Genomic DNA, 24,505 nt, shown 5'->3' with positions numbered 1-24,505 from the left:
ATTGGCTCAGTCGAGCTCACTTCGCCGGTACGCCGGCAAGCCAGCGGCCGAACTCGACATCCGGATCAGCCAGTCGTAGCTCCTGATCTGGACTCTGAGCTCATCCATGATTTGGCGCAGGCGTTGGCTGGCTTCGTCGGTGCGATCAGTGTCGCGCCCGATGAAGACGAAAGCAGGCACGTTGCCGTTGATGTCGGTCAGTCCTTCGCCGTGCTCAGCTCGCGGCCGTCGTGCTTTGTCTTGGTTGTTACTGATCCACCGGCGCCAATCCCGAACCTGGTCAATACCTTTCCGCAGCTGCTGACTTTGGCCGTACGACTTGGTGAAGATCGGTGCGGCCGGACTCTCCAGCTCGATCATGTGCCACTCGAATCCGATGCTCGATCGCTCGCCGATGACAAAGTCGGGGATGTACTCCCCCGACAGTCGCTTCTGAGGTATGACCCATCGGCCATGCCCGCCAGTGAGCAACCTCGCCAGAATCTGCGGGTGGTCTTCCAGGAACGACTGAACCGGTCGTTCGTCGTTCGCCCCGTCGACAGCCTCCCTGAGCCCCACCGCGACGTCAGGATCAATGTGGGTTCCAGCAACATAGAACGCCGCATTCGGGTCTTCCGCCATCCTCGCCGCCTGATACCTCCCGGCTCCAGCAGCCAACTGCGTCAGCGAGAGCAACCCGTTGTCACCGCCGCCCAGGAACCTGCTTCGAAACTCATTGGCGCGATCAGAGGCTGCGGCACGGCCAGGTCGGCACTCGGCAGCGCCGAACAAGCCCGCACACCCGATACTCGGGATCTCAGGAGCACAGACACGATCGGAGTACAGGCACTTCGGGAGGGGCTCGATCACCCCCTGAGTTTCTCACGCCATCGCTGTCGACTCACGCTCGGCACATTGTGCTCATCACCGCGGGATCAGAGCCAATCCGCACGGACACAGCACGTTTCGATACGTCGATCGGCACCGCGTCTCTGCGACCGGGCATGCCAGGCCCGCGACTCAGCACCGAGCGAGTCATAGCTCAGCCAAGTCTCCGGACTCACCGGGTCGGTTCAGGCCGCCCTCGAATTTGCCGAGTTCGCGAATCGTGTAGGCGCAGAGCGTGCTGAAGTCACAGGTCGATCATGCCGCAGCCGCCCATCAACTGAACAACACGTTCAGGACCGCGTCATTCTCCTGAAAGACAACAGCCCCGGCCTCGGACAACGCCGTTGCCAGATCGGCGGACGTTGTCTCCGGCAACACACCCAGCGGTACCGCCGACGGCCGGATTCCGCTTCGGCGGACGACCTCACTGTTCATACCGACGATACGGACTCCGTAGAGATCTCGAACCTGGTGCGCGATGATCAGTCCGTCCCGGTCCAGGTCGCCCGCGTACGACAGCTGGACCCCACAGTCAACTGCGCGCTGCAAGAATGCGTGATCCACCGCCCGCAAGTGCCCACTGGTACATGCTAGCGAACCACTGAATCCAGCCGCCATTGCCGCCTCAAGCACCGAAGGATTTTCCACCACGAGTAGCGAAGAAGCTCGAAGGGTCGGCGGATGCACCGTGAGGTCATAGAGCGTCAACGGCATCGGCCCGCCGCCCAGCCGCAGCCGTTGGTCGACAGCTCCGCTCCCAGACGCCTCGACATTGAGCACCACCACAGCGGAGGAGAGCCTATCCGCGAGAACACCCGCTCTGGCTAGCAGTGCACGCACCAGATCGGGTCGGGCCGGAAGTGGCTCACCGAGAAGCTCCGCGATCCCCTCCGCCAAGCGGCGTCCGGTGAGAGTATCCAGGTCGAAGGCGTGCGGATCGCGCGCGCAGTCGTGCGCGAGCTTCGCCAACGTCACTGGCGGACCGCCCTCCTCGCACCACCTCTTGATCGTTGTCAACGCAGAGCCGAGTTGGTGGGCTTGCAGCGCGATCGCCCCGATGTCGGACTCGCTGACGCCGTTCGCGCTGATCCGGCGTGCCAGAAGCGGAACGGCAGTCAGCTCGGATGCCACCTCAGCCCAGAGCTTCTCTCGCGCAGCGGTACCCACTTCCCTGGCTCGGGCCCGATTTTCGAGCGGCTTTCCCACGGCCAGCTCAGCGATCTCGGTAAGCCGCTCCGGCGCCAGGCCGTGATGGATCAGCAATTCCCGCAACGGCACTCGCGTCCGTACACCGGCGACCGATACCGCCGACCCGCCGCGCCGCCGGCGCGTACTCGTATCCAGCCAAGACCTCAAGACCGCAATGCCCCCAGCTGGCAGATCGGCCACGGTCACTGTCGCGAGGCGAGCAGGTTCTATTCCGGCGCACAGGCGTTCGTGAACAGCTTGCCACACTGCCAGCAAGTCCGTGTCCGTCGCGAGCGCCCGAATGGTCTCGGCGGCAGCGGATTCCGTCACGCTGCACCCGCCCCTCGTCCAGCGCCGTCCATGAGAAGCACAGGTTGCCCGGATCCGGTCCACAACCATGACACCGCGACCCCCACGTCACCGGATTGGGTGACCTGAACGATCATCACCCGCTCCGCTTCGGCCTTGAGCATCGCGCTCATCTCCGGGGCTGTGGACAGTACATCGAAGCGCCACGTACGCAGCAGCGCAAGCAATTTGCGAACGTTCTGCGGATCGAAGGCGGCATTCACCTCGTCCACGAACAACAGCCGCGGACCGTGATACCCAGGCGTTTCGTACATCGACCAGGCGGCAGCGAGCAGGGGAAGCATTGTCGCCAGACGCATTTCGCCCGTGCTGAAAGAAGCAAGTGGGTTCGATCGCGTTGTCAGAGGCCGGAATACCTCGGTGGTGCCGTCACCGAAGGAAGCGTGGGTAACTTTGATATCCCATTCGTGCCAGGCGCGGTAGTCGAAGGTGTGCGCGACCCTGGCCTCCCAGGTGTCGCCGGTCGCTTCTTCGAGCCGTTGGTGGAGCACGTCGTACATCTGTTGGAAGGTCTCGTCGGACGGCAACGCGCTGACCAGCTCGATCATCTTCTGCGCGTCGGGATCACGCTTGACCTTCCAGTCGACTTCCACACCGACCCTCGCCACACCTGTTCGCACGCCTCCCAGAGTCGCGCGAATCTGTCGGACCAGCTCCCGCGCGGCCTCTCGACGAGTGGCGATCTCCCGACGGAGCGCGGTGAACATGCTGGTCTTCAGCGTTTCCTTCACATCATCGCGAAGATCTCGTTCAAGCTGTTCAGCGGTCTGCCGCAGTTCGGTCACTGTTTCGTGCAGATCCTCACCGAGTAGGGCTTCGGGAGCAGCGACGACGGCTCGACGCCAATCGGTTCCGTGGATGGTCTGCAGTGTGATCTGCCGATCGAATCGGACGAGCTCGGAGCTGGTCTTCTTCGCCTCGGCTTCGAGGCGACTGCGCCGCGTCTCAAGTAGCTTGGCCAACTCCTCACGCTGGTAGCTGCGTCCTTCGGTCGCGAGTATGCGGGCACTCCAGGTCAGCGCCGCAGTGAGATTGGCCGGCCGCCCGGCCTCGTCCACCACGATGCCGTTGTCGACAACTGCGATCGACTCGTCAACGAGACGGCTCATCTGCCGAACACACCGCTCACGTCCCGACTCGGCTTGTTCGCGTTGCGGCGCGATGTTCGCCAGGGTGCTACGAGCGCCTGCCGCTACGATCTCCGCTTGCTGGATCCGACTGCGGATGTCCTCGGCGTTCCCTTTCACAGCCGCGAGATCGTTCGCTGCCTGTGTCTTTCTCTCCATGAGGTTCGCGTATTCGACGCCGTAGAGTTCACGCTGCTCCCTGACGTGTTCGGCTGCCGTGATTGCGTCTGCTCGGGCCGCGTCCGCTTGCTGCACCAAGCGTTCCGCGCGCTTGTGCCGTTCGATCGAGATGGCGGTAGTAGAACGAGCGCCGGCGCACAGATCGACGGCGCGGTCCATGCTTCGCTTCCACGAGTGCACCTGGTCGAGAAGCTGATCGAGTGAACCGGAGAAGCTCCGCAGAGCAGTAGGCTCCGTCGGCAGAGTCCGTCCGTTGCCTAGATTCACCGCTCGGTTCAGAGCATCGAGCGCTCGCTCGGATGTGCCCTGTGCCTTGCGCACGTCTTCGGCGGTCTTCACGACCTCCGCACCGGCGGCCGTGGAGAGCTGGGTTGCGTCGTCTTCTTCCGCAATGGCGGCGAACAGGGCTTCCAGCGAGGGGAATTTCTGCCGCTCGTGGTCGGCGCGGGATTGTGCCGCGATCGCCGTCTCCAAGCGGGCCGCAACGAGAACCGCTGTGTTGGCGGCCTCCTCGGCCTTGTCCGTTGCCGCGGCCGCGGCGGCCTCAGCCTGTCGAGCCAACGCCCTGGTCTTGTTCAGCTCGCTGTCGATCTCCGCCAGTGCGGTTGCTCGAGCCTGCCGAGCTGCCGCGAGGCGATCGCGGACCGACCGCAGCTCGGCAGCCGCGTTCGCCTGACGTTGCGTTGCCATACGATCGGCGTCCTGCGCAGCACGCTGCGCAGCGTGTGCTTCCGCGCGCGCCGCTTGCCAGAGTCCGGGTGAGGGCACCGCGTCCACCTCGGCGGTCGCCTCGGCCAGCGCCGTCGTCCGCTGATTTAGGTCGAGTTCGGCAGCGTTCAGCTCGGCATTGTCCTGTTCGAGCTGGGCTGCCAGTAGCGCTACTCGCTCGGCGCGGTCTCGCTCCCGCGCCGTCGTACCGATGTAGCGGCAGACGTAGTCCGCCGGCGCGGTGGCGGTCAGTACGCCGGTCCGAACGGTGGTGCCGCTCGGGGAGTCCTCAACGGAGATGCTGCGCAGCAGTGCCAGTGTTCGCGCAGCGCCTATCGGGCTGTCCGGCTCGACGGTCAGGAGATCGGCCGCACTCGGGCCGTTAGCCGCTACCGTTCCGGTCAGTACAGTGTCACCGACACGCGCGCGCCCGTCCGCTGTGACAACCGCATCCAGAATCCCGGCGACCAAAAGGGCACCCTCACAGCGATTCCGAGTGTCTGCGGGCACATCCTCACGGAAATCGACCAGCGACCACAGAGGACTACCGTCCGTGCGGGTCCGCCAATCCGGTTGTTGCGGCGGCAGCGGCGCTCGCCTGGCTTCGGCGAGTTCGGCGACTGTCTTCTCGACGCGCTTGCGACTCTCGGCAGCAGTCCTTTCGGCCTCGACAATGTTGCGGTCCAGCCGGGCGAGAGTACGCTGAGATTCCGTGGCCAGAGCACTTCGTAGGGGCTCGGGGTCATAGCCGGCAAGAGTTGCGAGCAACTGATCCGCGACGGTGACCGCGGGGGTGGTGCGATCCAACCGGCCGCCTCCGGCCGCCGCGCGGGCGGCGGACAAGGTGGAAATCAGCTGTTGCGCTCCACCGTTGGACAGCTGTGGTGCGACGATTCCGGTGCCATCGAGATGGTGCAGGCCGGACCGCCAGTGCCGGATGCCATCCGTCCAGCGGTCGATGGCTCGCAGTGCTGCCTCGGTGCGGTCGAGCTGATCGGACAGGGCTAGGTTTCGTTGCTCGTGTGCGGTATCGACCAGCCGATCGTGTTCGTTTTCGGCTGCGCGTTCGATGTCCGCGTCCTCGGCGTCCTTGATCGCGTCGCGCTGGCACTGCTCGTCGTATCGACCTTGTACCCGCTCCGCCTCTGTCGCCGCATCGACAGCAGCCTCCCGCTGCTCTGCGGCGAATGCGGTGGCCTGGTTCGCTGCGGAATCGGCCGACTCCCTTCGTATCCGGAGCCCAGGTACATCGAGACGATCCCGAATCGCGGCGACCTCCTGGTCGAGCCATCGGCTGATTCGTTGTGGGTCGACTCTGCCGTCGATCTGATCAGCCTCAAGAACAGCTTCCGGAACCGGTGCGAAGAACTCCGACAGCTTCTGCCACTCGATGATCGCGGCCTCCAGCTGCTGCTCGACAGAGCTGCGCGCGGACGCGCTGTCAGTCAATGCTGCCGCGCGACGCTCGGCCTCCTCGACTGCGGCGCGGTGTTCGGCTGCCGCGCCGATCGCCGCTTGATTCGCGGCATCCATGCCGGCTAGAGCGATCTGCGCGTCACTGACGTTGTGCCGGCGCATTTCCACCCACGCGTGCGGAGTGGCGGCGAGCTCATCGATGTCGAGATCGAGCGGGCTGGCGTCGGGATGCAGCTGATCCTGACGGGTCACTGCCACGGCTGTGGAGGCCAGCTTCGTCAGAACGCCGTCGGCATCGACGCTCGCGCCGGTCCGAGAGAGCTCCCGCACGGCGTTCGCCAGGCTCTGTTGTGCCTCGATCGCCGCCGATTCCGCGGTCTCGGCGGCGGTTCGTGCAGCCGCCGCGTCCCTCAGTCCTTCCGCGGCGTGCTCCTCCTCCGATTCGGCTGTCGCCTTGAGGTCCTCGGCGCGCTTTTCATGCAGTGGTAGTTCGGCACCGGCATGGTCGCGTAGCGCTGCCTCGGCGCCGAGTACTTTGCCCTCGAGCTGGGAGACTTCGATTCTGGCCTGCGCCAATGCCTCCCGCTGTGTCGTGGTGATCGACCGCGATTCGTCGAGTTCGCTCTCCGCTGACTTCTGCAGGCGGCTGAGGCGCTCCAACTCGGCATTCGCAGCCCGCAGCTCTGCGGCCGTTGTCAAGGTGACCGCACGCCGGTACAACTCGTACACCCGGTCGGTCGCCTCAAGCTTCTTCGACTGTTCCCTGGTATCGGCGAGTTCGCGTTCCAGCGTCGCGATCCGCTGCATGGCCGAGGCGATATCGCTCAGTTTCGCCTGGTCGAGGGCAGGCATCGCGCCCGTGAGCACCTCAAGCATGTCACGGGCGGAGATCTTCTCCGCAGTCCGAACACTACGCAACGTCCGCAGGACGCTGAGTAATGCGTCGTACTGCAGTTCGTCAAGCGGGGCGAACAACCTGGTGCGAACGGCGGCACGATAGCCAGATTCAGGGCCGATCGCGTTCAGATGGGCAGCGGCCTTCGGCTTGAGACGTGGTGAGTCGGTGAACAGTTCACCCTCGCAACAGGAGAGCTGTTCGGCCAGACCGCCGATGTCGACCGGATTGCGGTCGGTCTGCAGAACAAGCTCCTCACCCACTCTGGCGGTGGCCAGGAAGAACGCACGCAACAAGGACTGACCCGAAGATCGGAGCCATAGACCGACACTCACGAACTCGGTCCGGCCGGTAACTGGGTCCGTCCGACCGAATTCCAGCCACCACACTCCAGTTTTGTCCTCCTTGTCACGATTGTCGGTGTGCCGACCCAGCAGGGTTCCCGACGCACGTCCTGAGACGCCCAGAGCCGTCTGCGATGTATCGCCATCGAGCAAGACAGTGATCAACTGAGAGGCCGTCAAGGATTTTCCCGACCCGTTGCGGCCGACGAATGCGAGCCAGCCGTCCGCGAACCGGAACTCCTCATCGGTCCATTTCCAACTATTGACGACCCCGGCGCGGGTTGGCTGCCAGCGACCGGTGCCGCCGGGAACACCGTGAGACACCGGCGTGTCGATCGGCGACTCCCTACCCTCAGCCACGGCCCGGACTTCGAGCTGAACGGAGTCGTGAAAAGTATTCTTGGACAACTAAATTGCTCCTTCGGCATCATCGAACAGAGACATCGGGGGTGCGTCGGCCGTGTTGCCGAGTGGGTCATCGCCTACCTCGGGGACCCGGTCCGCGATCTTGATTCGCCACATCCGCACCGCCGGGGTTGGCAGCCACCACCGCACCGCTCGATCATCGAAAGCCTCATCGCCAGCAGGGATTTCGGTCAGGAGTCCGGCGTCGACCAGTTCGTCGGCTGCCGCGCTCGCCAATGCCGGCAGTCGCTGGTCATAGGCTGCGGCCCAGCGCGGCAGCCGCGTACGGACCTGAGCGAAGAGCTGCCCGATCTCCTCGGCCGACACGGGACGTTCCCGCCCGTCGTCGTCGAGGTCACGTCCACAGAGGTGACCCAGCAGCGCCAGGGCCGCCTGCCGTTCACTGCGCCGACCGTTCGGGAAGTCCAGTGCGCTGCCGAAACCGGACGGGTCGGTGACCTGCCACCAGTCGCGCCGAACGGTCGCAACCAGCCCCAGCGCGTGCAAGACATTGAGTGCACGATTACGTCCGGTCGAAGTCTGCAGATATTCATCCGAACGCGGATCCGTTCCCGGATCGTCCACCAGTCTGCGGATCGCCCGCTGACGTCGGCGTGTGGTGTCCGCCCTGACACCCCGCGCACTGGACGTCAGCCGATCATCCGTACCGGACTGCCGAGCGGGGTCCGTGGTACCGTCAGCGCTCTCGCTCGTCGACTCATCCGGGCCGGACTCCTCGACGAGCTGATCCGCGGTCAAGGCTTCGGCGTGCTTGTCGGGTGGCAGCTGTGACAGCTTGAGCAGCGAGGGCGAGAGCGAGGAGAACTTGGCCGCGAGCCGGTCCCGGGAGGCGGTGACGATTCCGTCGCCAGCACCGGTCGCGGCTTGATCCAGGTCCCCGTCCACGGTGATCGTTCCCTCAGCCTCCAACAGCCGCAGCGCGTCGACCAGGCTGTGCCGGTTCGCCTGTGCTTCACGCTTCGTCACACCCTCACCTGCCACCACGACGAACCGCGGCAACACACCACGTTCGCTGTCGGTCGCGCACACGTGTGCGACGGCCTGCATCAGATCGTTCAGTGTCATTCGTGGTCGGCGCCACAGTTGTTCGCAGACCAATGCCGCCATCACCAGGACGAGACGGGGTGCGGGGGTCTGTTCGCGGCCGGACCGCCGCACCCGCGGCGCCCGTTCGCAGGGCACGTCGTGCCGACGCTTGTGCAACCGAACCATGTCACCCGGTTCGACCACGACCAGCAGCCATCCGAGTTCGGCAGCGAAGAACCGTGCCAGCTCCGCCCGGCCACGGACCGCGGCTCGATAGAGTTCGGGTTCCCGTTCGGCCAGCAGCCGAGCTTGAGCTATCAGGCGCCGGGCAGCGTCGGCGAGGTCGGGGTCGAGCATCGAATCCTGTCTCATGCCACACCCGAGCCCACGGTGTCCGACTCGGGCAGAACCACGCTCGGCGACGGCGTCCCTCCCGCGAATTCGACCGTGACCCGGATCTCGGGTCCTTCTAGGTCACCTTCGTCGAGCCGCACGCGGATTCGTTGGTTGCGCTCGACCATTCGCACGCTGACCAGAACGCCGGCGTCGAACGCTTCGACATGGCCTACGCCGGTTGCCGGGTCGATCATGTCCAACGCCAACTGAATCGCATCGAACAGAACCGCGGCGGTCTCCCCGTCCAGTCCTTCGAAGTGGTCGAGGCCCACCTCCCCCAGAGTCACCAGCGCATCGGCACAGCGTCGGCGGTGCCGCGCCGCAGCCCGCGCCTGCGAGACTGCCTGCTGCCGTTGCGCGCTGGCGTCGGCGACCTTCCTCGGCCGACCACCGACCGGACCGTGCCGCTCGTGCTCGCGCAGTGTCAGCTCCACTACGAACGGCATCGCGCCCGCCGCCGCGGTGGTGGCGTGATCGGCATCCTCCTGTCGAGGTCCGGCGACAATATGCCAGGCCGGCCAGTCGCCGAACGCGGCGGCGTACACGCGCTGGGCGCTCTGGTCGTCAGCCTGCAGATGAAGCGACTGGGCGATGATGCGGAAGTCCAGCGACAGATCCGACCCACGCAGTCGCGCGTTGTAGCGTCGATCCACGGCGTTGAGGAGGGTGTTCACCGCACCGTAGGCCGATTCGATGAGCCTGGGCACGCTGCCCGCCGAACTGAACCAGGCGGCCAGCGCGGACAGCAGGGACACCCGATCGGTTACCCACCGCTGCTGTGCCTGCGGCTCCAGCAGCCCGGCGTGCGCCACAGCGCACTCCACGGCGTGCTGGTGACCGGTGGCCGCCAACTCCTTCAATGCCGCGTCGACCCGCACCAGTCCACGGTCGTACTCCCGCGCGAACTGCCTGAGCGCCTCGATGACCCGGTCCCTACTGCTGTCGAAGACCTCGTCCTTGGTGACGTCGGCCTGCACCAGTTGGCCGAGCGCTTCGTAGAAGTCGGCGGTGACCCGCTGCAGTTCGGCAATGCGAGTTCCGATATCCGCCAAGTCAGCGATGAGCAGACCGTGGTATGCAGGATCACGGACATGCTCCACCAGGGTCCGCACGGTTTGCTCGACACTGTCGAGGAGCCGAGCCGGCAACTGCAACGCCCGGTCCGCTGAAGTCACCGCCGATCGCACCGCGGCGACCACCGCGCGACCTCGGCGGGTCAGAGCCCATGCTTCCTGCCTGCTGAGCACACCCTGATAGCTGCGAATAGGTGCCGCGAAGTCACGGAAGGGTTCGGCCAGCCCCCAGTGGGAGAGCCGGTCGAGCAACGCCCTTAGCTCGGCGTCGGTGATCGAATCGTGAAAACCGATCGCCCGGAGCCGTTCGGTGATTTCAGCGAAGGTCGACCGCGGACCGCGAGTGCTCAATTCCTCGAGCGCTGCCAACAGCGCCGAGTATCGCTCGCGATGGAGGTCTTCCGTGGTGGCGAACACCGCCCAATCTCCGGGCACCACGTTGCGCCACCAGCTCAGCTTGTCCATGTGTTTCTCCCGCCTGGCTTTCGATTGTCACGTCAGCGATTGCAGGCCGCTGGCGAGATCAGCGTTGATGAGTGCTTCGCGCTCGTCGACGGAGAGCCACCTCGCCGTCGAGCTTCCACCCGTCGGCCGCTCGATCCACAACACGTCGTCGACGGCTTCCGCGACCGCGTGCAGATGGCTGATCACCATCACGATGCGGTCCCCGCCGGTCTGGGTTCGCAGCACTTCGAGAGCCGAATGCAGCGCTTTGGTGTCCAAGGTCGCGAACCCTTCGTCGAGGAACAGCGATCCGAGTCGAGGTCCGGTGAGCGAGTGGAGCTCGGCCAGCGCTAACGCCAACGCCAAGGAAGCCAGGAATTTCTCCCCTCCGGACAGGCGGTTGGCGCCGTGCACGACTTCGCTTCCACGGCTGACGATGTCGCAGTTGGGAGCGAATTCGAACTGGTCGTCGGTCAACTCTCGGAGCAACGAACTGGCGATATCGAGCAGTGACTTGGTGTTCAACATCGTGAGGTGGCCCAGAAACCTGGCGTCGACCAATTCCTTCTTGAGGACCTCAAGGGCCGCTTGGCGCGCGAGGCCTGCGGCGATCGCGAAATCGAGATCGGCCGCCTGCTGAATCTGTGCGGCCGCACCGCTCTGTTCATCGCGCCACTTTTCCGCGTCCTTTCGCGCGTACGCCGCCGCATCAGTGAGCGGGCGCACCGCTAGCGGCGATGTCCAGTCGAGCTCCTCTGTGACATCGAGCAGACCGGCCACTTTCTCCATCTCGGCCGTGATGCCCGCGACAGCCTTCTCACTGGCGAGAGTGTGGTTGGCCTGCGCGGCGGTCAACTCCGACTCGACCAGCGCCGTTGTGGCACCGAGTTCCGACACGAACTTCCGCAGCTCGTCGATCCCGGTCTCCTGGGGAGCCCGCGGAAGGCGAGGGTCCCGACTGTCGAGATTGTCGACGGCGCGACCCAGGGCGTTTGTCCAGTTGTTGAGCGCATTGCGTAGTCCCGACAGCGGTTCGTGCACCGTCTGGCTGACTTCCCGGTCCAGTCGGTGTCGTTCTTCGAGCAGATCGGCGGCCTCGGCGCGCGCATGTTCGAGGGCCTCGGCCAAGCCCTTCATCTCGGCCTTCGATGCTTCTACCCCCGCAGCCGCGGCACGGACGCACTCGGAATCGATCTCGAGCATGGCCTCCGGCAGCATGGCGCGAAACCGACCTGGCAGACTGTCGATGTCAGCGGTCGTTCGACTAACTGCCGCTTGCTCACGAGCCTTCGCGGCGACGACTTCGACAACCCGTGCAGCATGGGTCGTCTGCCGATCGACGAGCACCTTGCGGTCCGCATCGAGGCCCGCTCGGGCATGTGCGGCGTTGTCCCGCAGGCGATTTACCTCGCTCGCGACTGCCGACTCGCACGTGCTGATCGCGTCGGTAACCGCCTCTGTCAGAGCCCCATCCGCCGAGGACGCGTTAGGAAGACCGGCGAGAGTCAACTTGGGGCTGAAAGCCGCCCAGATCCCGGCAGCGTCGAACTGTCCGCCGTATGCGCTGGCCGCGACAGCGAACTCGTCGAACAATAGGCGCGCTGTGTCAGCGGACCGCTGGGCGTCGAGTTGCGCCTCGTGCTGCTTCCTCTCGATCTTCGAGAGCTCTCGTTCGGCGACCGCGACCGAGGACTTGGACTCGGCCAGGTCGTCGATGAGCTTCTTCTGCCGGGACCCAGCAGTGCGCCGTTCGGTCTTGACCGTTCGAATCTCAGCCTCGGTCACGCCGCCCCCCGCGTCGAACGAGTCCGGCACCTGCTGACCACAGACCGGACAATCTTCTCCGGAATGGACGTCCGCCGCGATCAGCGCGGCCCGATCCCGCGCCTCCAGGGCGCTCTGGCGCGCCTCGGCGACCTCGACCGCGCGATCGGCGAGTACGAGCCGCCCCGTGACGTCGGCACACCGTCGGTTGGCATCCGCAAGATCGTTGTCCGATTCCCGCTTGGCGGTCGCCGTCTCGGCGACCCGAAGGGCTGCCTTCGTCGCTGAGTCGATGCTCATCCGAAGGGTGTTCGCCAGGCTGCGGATGTCGTCTCCGCCCGCGGTCGCCGCGGCGGCGGAATCGATGAGCGGCTGCACGCGATCGCTCCGCTCTCGCAATTCGACTTCATCGGCCGAAATGCGGGCGGATTCCGCTGCCAGCGCTGTCGAGCGGTCACCGAGACTCCGCCGCTCCCGGCGGTGCCCCTCGGCACGCTCCGCGAGACGGGTCAAGATCCCCTCGGCCCTGCCCAGCGAATCGAGGCCCTGTTCTTCCTGCTCGCGCTGGTCGATCTCGCCGGCCAGTTCGTGCTGACGAGATTCGAGCTCGGCGAGGCGACTCGCGTGCGATGCTCGTTGTCCCGCAACGCGATGAGCGACCAACTCCAGCTTGTCCAGTACCGGGATCGCTTCGGGCACTACACCATCGGCGAGCGTCTCGGCGGCCACACGCGCCGCCGTTGCCGCGCCACGAGCCGTCGAGACCTTCTCCTGCAGATCGGAGATCGTGGCAATAGCAACGTCCAGCCGGGTCGCAACCGCTTCCGCGGACGAGGCCTTCGACCCGAATTCCGCTACGGCCCCTGATGGATCCGGCCACATGTCCTTCCGCTTCTGAATCGCTGTCGCGAGAAGGTTCGCTAGCTCAGCTGCCCGGTCTCGGGCAACATCGTGGATCTTGTCCAGCGATTCCGCGCCGAAGAGCTGGCGAAGGTGTTTCTTGCGGTCGCTGGCCTTCGACGTGAGGAGCTGATCGAACTTGCCTTGTGGCAACAGGCCAACCCGAAGGAACGTCTCGCAGTTCAGTTGCAAGACGTTTTCGATCCGTCTCGTCACTGCGGTAGCGCCGTCGACCTCGTCACCGGTGTCGAGGTTCTTCAGATGGTGTCGCCCGGCATTGGGGTTGGTGGCATGAGTCGTGCGGTGCACATGCCAGCGGACGCCGCCGTGCACGAAGGTCAGATCCACGCTGCCGACGACAGCCTGGTCGGCGATGAGGGGTTTCTTCTCGCTGCCGTCCCACGAGCTCCTGTTGAACAGCGCGAAGGTCACTCCCTCGAGCAGGCTGCTCTTTCCCGCTCCGGTGTCACCGAGCGTGCCGATCAAACCCTTCTCGGGAAAGTCGACGGTCACCCGCTCCGGGTAGCTGCGGAATCCTTCGATGGACAGCGTGATCGGCTTCATCGCGGTTCCTCCGAAGAGGTGGTGTGCCCGGCGGTCAGCACACCGGCGCGGTCGATGGCCTGTGGGGTGTCGCCATCGATCGCGGCGATCAGCAGGTTCGCCTCGCAGCAGCTCGTGCCATCGGCAGGATCTGGGTCGCCTTGAATGGCGGCGAGAGTGGACATGATGTGATCCAGCGTGCTGCCCGCCATGCGGTTGCCGGTGTCGAGATACTCGCGCAGGATCTCCTCGACACTCGGAAGTTCGTCCGCGCTCACGATCTTGTCCAGAGACTGATTTTCGTTCCCCGGCCGCCGGTGGTCGATGTCCACGATTGTCGCCTCGGGCATCATCGCGGCCAGGGTCTCCGATAGCCCGTACACCGGACTGTCCAGATGCACAGCGACTTTCACCCACGCATTGCCGACGCGGCTCGCATCCGCCCTGATCTGGTCCAGAGTACCGACGAGCTTCACCAGGCGGCGCCCGGATTCCAGTGGCTCGACCTGGATTCGAGGTTCCCGGCCGGGCTCGATCTCGGCGAGAACAACGCTCTTGGTGTCCCGGGTCTCCCCGAAGTCCATCTGCAGCGGGCTGCCGGCGTAGCGAGCAGTGAAGCCGACACCGCCGATCGCCTGTGGCTTGTGGATGTGCCCTAGCGCCCCGTAGTCGACCTCCGGCAAACTGATTGCGCTGGAAGCGAATTCCGATTCGATGGAGATCTGCCGCTCGGAATGCGACGGCGTGGCGCCTTCGACGAACAGGTGCGCGGCGTAGACCAGGACGTCGCGCGGCCCTCGGTCACGGGCGAGGCTTCGATAGACGTCGGCCTGCACGGCCCGCATCCGTTCGGCATAGGTGGCCGTGGCCATCGCCGGGTCGGTGAAGTCATAGGCGAACCGGTTCGCGTGCAGGTACGGCAGCGCGCCCACACGAACCGTCAATCCTCCCCGTGCCGGGAATTCGGTGATCGACAACCCCCCAGGGCGGGCGTCGGTCGCGAATCGCACTCGGGATTCCGCGATTGGGCGAGTACCCACGTCCCTGATCATGAAATCCAAGAACGACAACACATTCCGGTTGTCATGGTTGCCAGCGACGACCACGACCGGCGCGATCTCGCCGAGACGCCGAAGCGCGACGGCGGCACGGGTGAAGTCGTCCAGACCGGGTCGATGGTCGAACAGGTCTCCACTGTGCACGATCACGTCGGGAGCGAAATCAGCTGAGATGTCAACGATCTCATTCACTACGGCATCGAACTCTGCGTCACGCCGATGGCGTCCGATCTGACGCCCCAGATGCCAATCGGAGGTATGGAACACGCGTGCAGTCACGGGGTTCTCCGGTGAAGGTAGCGGGCGGGCCCTGAGGCTCCGCCGCGGTCGAGTGGAATCGAACGAGATCGACACTACACCACACACGGGATGTTTTCAGGAATAACTCTGGAACTCTGGTAGTCTGACGGCATGAGCAATCCCCTGGACGAGTTGGACAAGAGCATCGCCGAGCTCCGGCGTGCGATCCGCGACGCCTCGGCCGCCGGGGACTCGGAGCGGGTCAGCGAACTCCGGGCGCAGCTTCGTCGGACGGAACGTGCTTGGGACGCACTGCTCGAGACAGACGAACCAGACCCGGAGGCCGTGCCGCCGGGCCTGCCGACCGCCACCGAGCCCACATCGATGACGCTGCCTGCGCGCGAGCACGTTCAGCGGGCGCTAGTCCTGCTCCAGACGCCCGCCGCGCCGAAGTTGATCATCGATGTGCACGACGCATTCTTCCCGGGTGACTTGACGGCCGCCAAGCTGTCGAGCCTCCGCCGCGACGAGGAGCGGTCTTATCGCTCGGCGCCGGGCGCCCGTCCGTACTACATATGCCCCGCGCTCAACCACGACCACCTGGCGCCGGCCAGGGCATTGCTCACGATCAGCACATGGTCACTCGAACAACGCATCGTCGGTCCGCTCTCGCCACGTGTGAACTTCCTGACCGGTGCGATTCGGATCGCCGAAGCCATTCGCGGGATGCGAGACGCCGGTTCCGAACCAGCCTCGGCCGCAATGCGGCTACTGTGGCGATTCGCCACCAACGTCCCCGACGCGATGCCGGTGGAAGCAAGCTTGGTCGTCAACGACGTGGACCGAGTCATCGACGCGGCGCTGGCCGAACTGGAGGTTCACTCCGATACCGACCACACAACCAGAAGAACATCGGCGCGACGTGCGCGCCGGCAACTGAACGACGAGCAGCAATTGTTCGGATCCCAGCTGCAACAGATCCGGCTCAAGCAAGCCGAATCCTGACACTGAATTCGCCAGACCCTCCTGCCCCTTCTCACTGAGGAATCACACTGCCGTGAAGGTAGCTCCCGACAATCGTTTGGATGCGTTGCGTGGGTCAGCAACCCGTCTGAACTTCAACGCCCGGTCGCTGGCCGCGCTCGAGAACAATCCGCGCTGTACATTGCGATCTGTCCTGGACGCATCGGGCTCCAACAAGCAGGACATCGCGGAACACGCCGGTTATCGAACTCAGTTCGGACAGTCCATCTTCGCCATCACCCGTGGCAACACCTTCGAGAAGATGGTGAAAGCCGACGGATGCGCCGAGTTACTCCGTGTCCTCCGCGAGGTGCTCGACCTCCCGATTTCGCAGGTCGGATATCACGACCTGGACGAGGTCAGCGGAGTGAGCAGTCCCTCGGTCCGTCATCGCGAAACCGCGCGAAAGCTGGTCGCGGCAGTGAACGGCGAAGGCGACGGTCTGCTCTACGACCATCCCCTGCTGCGGTTGGAGGTCGGTGGTCAGCCCGTCTTCCTGGAGCCCGACCTGGTCGCCTTCAAGTTCGGCGACAAACTCCACGTCGTGGAGATCAAGAGCTTCCCGGTAGTCGACGGCCAGGCCGATCCCGCACTGGTGAAGTCCGCCACGACGCAGGCCTGCGCCTACATCCTCGCGCTGCGCTCGATGCTGGCCGCCCACGGCGTCCACCCCGAGATCGTGTCCGACCGGATCATTCTCGTTGGGCCGAAGAACTTCACCAACCGTCCGACCGGAGCATTCGTCGACGCCCAGAATCAGGTAAAGAACCTCGCCCGGCAGCTGGAGCGCATCGAACGAGTCAGCAGCCAGCTCGACCTGCTGCCCGACGGGATCACCTTCGATCTCGACAAGGACGAACGCGGAAGGCCACGGCGCCCACAGTCGGAGCTGCTGAAGGCGCTTGAGCTCGTGCCGGCAGCGTACCGGCCGGACTGCCTCAACCATTGCGAAATGGCCTTCTTCTGTCGATCGCGAGCACGGGCATGTAGAAGTCTCGATGTCCTGGGTCCGGTAGTCACGGAGCCGCTGGGTGGAATCGACACCACGAGCATGGCACTGGGGCTCGCTCACAAACGGCTCGAGCCGAGCCAGGAGCAGGTGGAAATCGCAGCGGCTCTTCGGCATGCGGCTTGGCTGCGGGCCGAATTGACCAGCCCCCGTAGTACATCGGCAGGGGGCGCACAATGAGTCGGGTCTCGGCGCTGGCGCGCATCGAAGCGATGGAATCGACGCAGGCGGTGCCGGTCACGCAGTACCGGCACCGGCGACTGTCACCGAAGCCGCTGGTAGTCATCCCGCTGGTCATGGCGGGCGAGGCCGGATCACCGCTTGCGATGATGGTCGGATCCGCGAAGCGTTCGGGGCGGCTGATCATCGTCGGGCAGCCGCGCAATCCCGACCAGCGTTTCCGCTTCGCAGCCGAATTCGGCGACATCATGATGAAGTACATCAACGAATTTCGAACGAACCGCCGCGAAATTCGCACCAAGAACAAAGAGTCGAGGTCACAGTTCGTCTCCGCGCCACAGATTCTGGTGCCCAACCGCGGCGGGATCCAGACATTGAAGGATCTGGGCCGCACCTGCCGATTCCGCAAGACGACCGGCGACTATCCAGTGCCCGCGGTTGTACCGGAGCTGGGAAGGTGGTTGACGGAGCTGGCCGACAGCGCGGAGCAGGCCGGGACTTCGATGCTGCTGGCCGTCACCGATCTCCTCACCGAACACTGGGCCACCGGTCAGAGCACCCTCGAGGACCAGAACCTGGCGTCGGTCATGGCGTGGATCGACCCGCCCCGGAACGTCAGCGTCGAGCAGGCACTGCTCGACGCTGAGAATCCGATCATCTGTCCGCCCGCTGGACCGTCGACATCCCCGGAATTCGACAACCGGCAACTGCAGCCAGCGATCCGAGACTTCGACACCGCCCGCCGTTCCGGGGTCGCCGAAGCCATCGACCTCGCGCGGCAGGAGCTGCACGACTTGATCGGCGAGCAGATCAAACCGACGTGGCGAATGATGTGGGACGCGATAGCGCTATTGAGCGCTGTCCCGGAGGCCCCCCGAGCGACGAAACGCTTCGAAGCCGACTGCGCGCAATTCACCGCCTTTTCCGACTACCAGGACACCGGCACCGCACTGCCTCAACGCGCGCGGGACAACGCGGTCGGCGCCGCGAGGCGACTGAGCCGCCTTGAGCGGGCCATCGAACAATTCAACGCCGACAAGGCCTTCGACGATCCCTTCGTACTCGCCGACCGGCGAAGCGACGGCGAAGCGTTCGCCGGCAAGGTCGAAGCCGTGGAAGCCGACCGTGTGGTCATCAGCGACAAGAACCAGCTGATTCTGCGGCCTCGCTTCGTCCTGCGGACCCTCGATCCCACTCGTCTGGCTGAAGGGACCACCCTGATCAGCCCCTCCATGCCGACCAGCCACAAATCGAGGATCATTGCAACAGAGCACGATCTGGACTCCAGCCTCGTCACAATCGAGGTCACCGGCGGGATGGGTACACCTACGAAACCGACCCCGGGAGCGATCCCCGAGGTCGGGCAGACTCTCGCCTACCTGCCGGATCCGGGCTGGCGGACCAAACCGCGATTCCCTGGCGCCGACGAACCGCTGTGGACCCACATCAGCACCACACCCGATCCGGACATCTCGAATTCGACCACCGCGAGCACGGAGGAGTGGGGCAATGCCGACTGACAACCCGATCGACGGTCCAGCCCCCCGGGCCGAAGCGGTGATCAAACAGGTCATGACCGACATGGCGGGCTCCGACCACCGGGCTGTCGTGGTCGATTCTCCGCCCGGAGCCGGCAAAAGCACACTCGTCGTCCGCGCCGCGGGTGAGCTCGTAGCTGGCGGCGAGCGCGTGATGATCGTCGCCCAGACCAACAATCAGGTCGACGACCTCATCCGGCGTCTGACTCAAGCACACCCGGGAATTCCGCTCGGTCGGCTCAGTGGCAGCGAATATCAGCCCACATCCGAAGTCTCTGACATCTGCACCAGCAAACTGACCCTGAAGGACCTTTCCGCATTTCGCATCGTCGTCGGCACCTCCGCGAAATGGGCGGTGGTCGACGGCGATTCGTTCGGTTGGGCAATTCTGGACGAGGCGTACCAGATGCGCTCGGACAAACTTCTCCAGATCGTCGGACGGTTCGACCGCGGGCTCTTTGTCGGGGACCCTGGCCAGCTCGACCCCTTCACCATCACCGAATCAGAACGGTGGACCGGCCTGCCGCACGACCCGACCAAGAACGGCGTAGGGGTCATGCTGCAACACAATCCGCACACTCCGGTACACTCGCTGCCCGTGTCTTGGCGCCTCCCGGCGTCGGCTTCGCCCGTTGTTCAGGAGGCGTTCTATCCGCTGACCGAATTCACCTCCGGCACAGAAGAAGGCGCACGGTCTCTGCGGTTCCGGGCCCGGAGTCTCGGTGCCACCGCACTCGACGAAACTCTTGAGATGGCTGCGGCGACTGGGTGGGCGTTCCACGAACTCCCCCGTCGTCATGTCCCGCGAACCGACGGTGAGACCATCCGATCGGCGGCAGATCTCGCCACGAGATTGCTCGATCGCGGCACCACCGGTCATTGCGAGCACGCGCCTGAAGGCCGTGAACTCCGGGCCGGCGACATCGCGATCGGTGTCGCACACCGCGATCAGGCCGACCTCGTCCGCGCCGCGCTCCGCCGATCACGCAACCCGGAAGCCCGAAGCATCACCGTCGACAACGCTAACCGCCTTCAGGGACGCGAGTACGAAGTCATGGTCGTCGTGCATCCGCTGTCCGGTCGGCGTGACGCGACCTCCTTCCACCTCGAGTCCGGCCGGCTCTGTGTTCTCACCTCCCGGCATCGTCAGGCCTGCATCGTGGTCGGCCGAGCGGGCATCGTCGATCTGTTGGACAGCCACCCGTCGACCGAGCCGATCCATCTCTCGGTGCCAGCGAAGTTCCCGGATGGCTGGCAGGCGAACCAGGTGGTCATGGGTCACCTCACGCGGCACCGAGTTGGGGCCTGACGGTCCAACTTGACATTCCCAACCGTTCGGCTGCTCGTCCGGCGTCTTGTTCACGTGATGGCCGGAGCGATCGAGGTCTACTCCGCACATCGGACAGCGACTTCACCGGCCTCAGGCGGGCTATCACAGATCTGCTCGGAACAGGTGGCGAATGATTCGGCTCATTGCGCAGGTCGCCGGGCATCAGCATCGATATTCAGCCGGTGTCTGACGGTGTCGTCGACATCGTTGGCCGCGGGCACGCCGCCTACTCGATCGCCCGCAATGGCCAACTCCAGAGCCCTGCCGCGCTCCGTCGGCACGTCCGTCTACTTCTCATCCGAGCGGATTCGACAGATCGGCGACTGGCATGGTCACCCCCAGCGGCAATCAGTCCGTTTGGCATGTATCGCTCACGTCGCGCACAGGCGAGGGCATTTCCCTCGATAATCCCCGTTTGGTCGTGCACCGGGCGTGCCCCTAGCCCGGAGATTTCATCCGGCTGGTGATGGCCGGGTGGCTTGAGATAGCGAAAGGTGCTCTGAGCGGCGATAATTCGGATTGCTGAAGTCTGAATCATCGAGTCGCGGAGGGCACCTTTCTGGTGTTGAAGTCTACGTCGCCGTACCCGAGGTCGCTCACCGGCGGGTCCGGTTCAAGAATCGTTTCCCATGCCGGGGCGGCCGTGCTGTTGAGGACAGCTGAGGCATCGGGGCTGGTCACGGCGTTATCGACAGCGTTGCGGCCTTGGCGCAAGCCGTTGGCGGTTCATGATCCGGGCAAGATCGTGATGGACTTGGCGGTGGCCGCGGCGATCGGCGGGGACTGTCTGGCCGATCTCGCGTTGCTTCGTGTCGAGCCCGCAGTGTTCGGGCCCGTCGCCTCGGACCCGACTGCCTCCCGGTTGACCGCCACGTTGGCCGCCGATCCACGAAAAGCATTGAAGGCCATCAGGACCGCACGCGCGGCAGCGCGATCGGCGGTATGGAAACGGGCGGGCACGGACGGACCGGATCGCGGCCTAACCGTCGAAGATCCGCTGGTGATCGATATCGACGCGACCCTGGTCAGCGCGCATTCGGACGAGGGGAAGGCCGCCCGACGTTCAAGAAGGGGTTCGGGCATCATCCGTTGCTGGCTTGACCCAGATGATCGCGCTGGCCGGACACCCGCCCGACGCTGGGAACCCAAACGACTGCGACTGCGACTGTTCACCATCGCCGCCCGCCTGGCCCGCGACCCCAAACGCACCCACCTCCGTTTGCCCAGCCACCACCCCTGGACCGAGTTGCTCACCACCGCACTAGCCCGCCTCAACACCACCTGAGCAGCACAAACCCACCCCAACGACATGGAAGGAACCTCAACCGGGGCCGTGGACCCGGCAGCCATCCCCGCTGATCTGGGTGGCTGACGCCGCCCCGATCAGGGAAACAACCAATCCGAAACCGATCAGGCCGGGCCATCAACCCCACGAAAGATCCGGGTTAACGCGGATTCACGTCACTGATTGCTGTTTTGCTTCGCAGTCCGCTATCCATGGTTTCCGTTCTTCGCCAAGCCTCGTACGCTCGGTCGATAAGCCGATGGTGGCGCTCCACTTCTGAGATCGGATCGATTCCCTCAAGTGCACACAGCAAGTAGTGCCAGGTAGCTACCCCGTGCAGAACAGTTTCATACAGGGTGACCTCAACCCATTCGTCGCGATGATCCAGGACGTTCATCGCGGGTTCCGGAACGGGATGGCCGCCAATTTCACAGTGATCGTGATAGTCCTTGTTCGGAAATCGCCCATCCGAACGCTCGCGGATCTTGCCCGGCTGCCAGCGCTGTAGGCGGGTTCGTCTGTCCGACTTGAACCACTCCCACGCATCGTCTGGATCGTTTGTTACCGCCCAAGCGAGGTACTCGATCTCGACCAGCTGGCGAACAAGCGCAGCGCTGGCGTAAGCCCATCGCCCCTGCGCGAGATGCATGACACTCGCAACGAGTTCGCCACCAATCGCTCCAACTAGTCCAGCTGGTAGGAGCCGACGAACTTGGTCGCCCGTGAGACGCCCGTCGACGGTGAGGCCCCGAGCCTGCGCACCGAAAACGACGAGACCCAGCCCCAGTGACATGACGAGGTCGCGGCGCGACTGAGCTGGAGACGGCGTGAGACTGTCCTGCATTCCGCGCAGGCTACCCGACCCTCCGCGACGGCGCCTCTAGCGACTTCTGCGTACTCCCTGGTGAGCAGTCCCCGATGACGAGACCACCCAGGAGTAGAGCCAGGTGATGTCATTTCGTGTTCAGTTGGTCCCGCGGGCCACCGGGTGGTGGGTGCAGGTGCAGGCCGCAGCGCACTCGGCCGGCGTCAGGTAGCCCAGTGCCGAATTTCTATGCCGCCGGTGGTGGTCAGCCTCGAAATCGCCGATCACCACTCGGGCCTCCAGCAAGCTGGTCCAGTGGTTGCGGTTCAAACACTCCGTCCGCAACCTACGGTTGAACGGTTCGACGAACCCGTTGTTCCAGGGAGTGCCGGGCGGGATGTAGACGAGACCGACCTTGTCGGTGCAGAACCTTTGCAGTGCGATACAAATGAACTCGGCCCGTTGTCCATCCGCAGCACCTTCGGTGGCCCGCCCGCCGTGGCGAACGCCTTCTCCAGCTCGGCGCCGATCGGCGATGATCGAGCGTTCCACCACGTGCAGCAACGATTCGCGGGTGTGTTCGTCGATCATCGACGCGATCTTCACCGCCCGCCCGTCGACGGTGAAATCAAACTGGAAGTGCAACGCCCACACCACTTTCGGAGCGTCCGGTGCCATCTCTGGCACCGACACGGCGGTCCGCTTGGCTTGCTTGCCTGCACGGACCAGTGCGATCGCGCAGGCACGGAACTCCGTAGGATAGTCACGGTGTTCAGCCTTTCGTGCAGGCTGTCAGTTAGCCACCCGAAGTGGAAACCCGAAGAGTGGGACAGGCCCCGCTGTCACCTGATCGTGCAGTAGTCTGGTTCAGTGCCAACAATGATGGACTCACACCATCGGCCGCAGGCAGATACCGTTGTTTAGCGCCTTTGTCACACTTCGACGATGATTGCTTGGTCGCTTCACGACGTCGAATCTTGATGCGGCATAGCAAATACCACACTCCGATCTCCCGCCAGCGAGGCTGCTACAACACGCTGCAGCTCGTCCGAGGTCGCCCCGCTGGATCCGATCAAAGATGTGCGCACGAGAGAAATAAACGCGGCGTTGTCTAAGCCGCGATCTCGGAGGATTCCGCCATCGACTACTTGTCCACCGCGAGGCCCTTGAGTGGATGCCAACAGAACGTCGACGAATTCTGTCGATACATAAGAACCCTTCATGAGTTGAGTTTTCGCGTCCAGCCCGGTGTCGTGCCGACAGAACTTAAAATAGGTCAATGACTGTCCGAGGCGATAGCTATCATGCGCCGATTCACAGTCATCACCCTGACGCTGACTGCTTTCAACGTTCCGCATCCTGACCAACTGGTCTCGGAATTGCTTATCCGGACGAAATCTCCAGTTAGAAGGATCGATTCGACTCCCTTGCCCAGCAGACATCATCTTGTACTGCACAAGGACATACGCTCGATAAGAAGGGCTATAGTACACGAGGTCGGCACCGACAGCCTGTTCGATCCCCAGCCGGTTCGCGTTGATCACGGTGAGTTGACGCCCATCGCGATTACTGAAAACCATCGCCGCCGCGTGCTCGGTTTCACGCCCAACCCAATCGAGCACGTTCCGCGCATCCAGTCCAATGATCGAGTCCTCATGTTGCCGGATCAGCGGCACCCCACGTTCACGGCCACCCGAGCCCGCCGATTCAACCCGCCCCAGAAACGGTGTGGGATCTCCGCTGTCGACTGGAACGTTCTGCAGATTCGCCAAGCTGTCGACCACTCCCGATATCTTCATTGCCGATATCGTTGCATCGCGCTCTTGCGCCAGAATATTGGAGACGTGACTAGAATCCGACTCCTGCACAGCCGCCTGGACGACAGCCTTGGCGCTGACCCGATCCGTCTCATCGCAAGCAGCCAGCAAGGCGGACACAAAGCCAGCACTATCCCAACTCCTGAGGCGAACAATTCGCTCTCCCGATACCAACTCCTGCCGAAGACTCACATACTTTGAGTCGGCGAGAAGTTCGTCCAGCCATATCGGATTACGCAGTACGGCAACAGGACTAACCGTGTGCCGCCAGTCGACCTGACTCACCCTTCTGCCCGACTTCGTCTGACCGACAGCGATCACTACTAGCCCGGACGGCTCGACAGTCCGGAGCGACCAGCTCGCGAACGAGGTCTGATACAGACTCGCCAGCTCGGCGACGAAGACGGTCAGCGCTGCCGGTAGTTCGACAAGCGCCCGGTCGGCACCCAACAGCTCAATTGCTATCTTTCGACGGCCTTCATCGATGAGACTCCATGCCCACTTTCGTGTTTCAGCATCATCGAGTCGAATGATCGAAACCATGACATGAGAAT

15 protein-coding genes and 1 pseudogene are annotated in these 24,505 nt (G+C 64.2%); 6 read left to right on the top strand and 10 right to left on the bottom strand.

Annotation, left to right across the window (positions count from 1 at the left end; genetic code table 11):
- Positions 1-6 precede the first annotated feature (6 nt).
- From ACFTS5_RS02305 to ACFTS5_RS02275, 7 genes are all read right to left on the bottom strand, one after another.
- Positions 7-621, bottom strand: a complete 615-nt coding sequence (locus tag ACFTS5_RS02305) for a Shedu anti-phage system protein SduA domain-containing protein (RefSeq protein WP_378626779.1) — start codon at positions 619-621, stop codon at positions 7-9.
- Positions 622-1,140: 519 nt separating this feature from the next.
- Entirely contained in the window at positions 1,141-2,385 is a 1,245-nt protein-coding gene (locus ACFTS5_RS02300) for a TIGR02679 domain-containing protein (protein ID WP_378626778.1), read from the bottom strand.
- Positions 2,382-7,502 carry an SbcC/MukB-like Walker B domain-containing protein gene (locus ACFTS5_RS02295; protein WP_378626777.1) on the bottom strand — a complete coding sequence of 1,707 codons (5,121 nt, stop codon included), beginning with the start codon at positions 7,500-7,502 and terminating at the stop codon, positions 2,382-2,384. Before ACFTS5_RS02295 ends, ACFTS5_RS02300 begins: the two co-directional genes overlap by 4 nt.
- Complete coding sequence (locus ACFTS5_RS02290; protein ID WP_378626776.1) at positions 7,503-8,918, bottom strand: DUF2398 family protein; 1,416 nt, start codon at positions 8,916-8,918, stop codon at positions 7,503-7,505.
- Positions 8,915-10,480, bottom strand: coding sequence for a DUF2397 family protein (locus ACFTS5_RS02285; protein WP_378626774.1), 1,566 nt, complete (start codon positions 10,478-10,480; stop codon positions 8,915-8,917). Before ACFTS5_RS02285 ends, ACFTS5_RS02290 begins: the two co-directional genes overlap by 4 nt.
- Before the next feature lie 27 nt (positions 10,481-10,507).
- Positions 10,508-13,687, bottom strand: coding sequence for an AAA family ATPase (locus tag ACFTS5_RS02280; RefSeq protein WP_378628291.1), 3,180 nt, complete (start codon positions 13,685-13,687; stop codon positions 10,508-10,510).
- A complete protein-coding gene (locus ACFTS5_RS02275) occupies positions 13,684-14,991 on the bottom strand; it encodes an exonuclease SbcCD subunit D (RefSeq protein WP_378628289.1) in 1,308 nt (435 codons plus the stop codon). The genes ACFTS5_RS02280 and ACFTS5_RS02275 overlap by 4 nt, the downstream gene beginning before the upstream one ends.
- A gap of 144 nt (positions 14,992-15,135) precedes the next feature.
- Here ACFTS5_RS02275 and ACFTS5_RS02270 point away from each other — a divergent pair, with 144 nt between their 5' ends.
- The 6 genes and pseudogenes from ACFTS5_RS02270 (at position 15,136) to ACFTS5_RS02245 (ending at position 21,329) form a co-directional block, all read left to right on the top strand.
- On the top strand, positions 15,136-15,969 hold the full coding sequence (locus ACFTS5_RS02270) for a hypothetical protein (protein WP_378626773.1): 834 nt from the start codon (positions 15,136-15,138) through the stop codon (positions 15,967-15,969).
- A 52-nt stretch (positions 15,970-16,021) separates the two neighbouring features.
- A complete protein-coding gene (locus ACFTS5_RS02265) occupies positions 16,022-17,176 on the top strand; it encodes a hypothetical protein (RefSeq protein WP_378626771.1) in 1,155 nt (384 codons plus the stop codon).
- Positions 17,173-18,696 carry a hypothetical protein gene (locus tag ACFTS5_RS02260; RefSeq protein ID WP_378626770.1) on the top strand — a complete coding sequence of 508 codons (1,524 nt, stop codon included), beginning with the start codon at positions 17,173-17,175 and terminating at the stop codon, positions 18,694-18,696. Before ACFTS5_RS02265 ends, ACFTS5_RS02260 begins: the two co-directional genes overlap by 4 nt.
- Complete coding sequence (locus tag ACFTS5_RS02255) at positions 18,686-20,023, top strand: AAA domain-containing protein (protein WP_378626769.1); 1,338 nt, start codon at positions 18,686-18,688, stop codon at positions 20,021-20,023. Before ACFTS5_RS02260 ends, ACFTS5_RS02255 begins: the two co-directional genes overlap by 11 nt.
- Before the next feature lie 583 nt (positions 20,024-20,606).
- Positions 20,607-21,142: pseudogene (locus ACFTS5_RS02250) on the top strand (transposase); the annotation flags it as partial.
- Positions 21,126-21,329 (top strand): transposase, encoded by a 204-nt coding sequence (locus ACFTS5_RS02245; RefSeq protein WP_378628288.1) that lies wholly within the window; start codon positions 21,126-21,128, stop codon positions 21,327-21,329. The pseudogene ACFTS5_RS02250 and the gene ACFTS5_RS02245, both read left to right, overlap by 17 nt.
- A gap of 160 nt (positions 21,330-21,489) precedes the next feature.
- Here ACFTS5_RS02245 and ACFTS5_RS02240 read toward each other — a convergent pair whose 3' ends face one another.
- From ACFTS5_RS02240 to ACFTS5_RS02230, 3 genes are all read right to left on the bottom strand, one after another.
- Positions 21,490-22,173, bottom strand: a complete 684-nt coding sequence (locus ACFTS5_RS02240; RefSeq protein WP_358113329.1) for a hypothetical protein — start codon at positions 22,171-22,173, stop codon at positions 21,490-21,492.
- Between the two features lie 120 nt (positions 22,174-22,293).
- Positions 22,294-22,812 carry an integrase core domain-containing protein gene (locus ACFTS5_RS02235; RefSeq protein WP_378626768.1) on the bottom strand — a complete coding sequence of 173 codons (519 nt, stop codon included), beginning with the start codon at positions 22,810-22,812 and terminating at the stop codon, positions 22,294-22,296.
- A 284-nt stretch (positions 22,813-23,096) separates the two neighbouring features.
- A complete protein-coding gene (locus ACFTS5_RS02230) occupies positions 23,097-24,494 on the bottom strand; it encodes a hypothetical protein (RefSeq protein ID WP_378626766.1) in 1,398 nt (465 codons plus the stop codon).
- Positions 24,495-24,505: the final 11 nt, after the last annotated feature.

The sequence above is a fragment of the Nocardia sp. NPDC056952 genome (assembly GCF_042674185.1).
GTDB lineage: Bacteria > Actinomycetota > Actinomycetes > Mycobacteriales > Mycobacteriaceae > Nocardia.
Note: the sequence above shows the minus strand (reverse complement) of the source record. Positions and strands in the feature narration are given on the sequence as shown.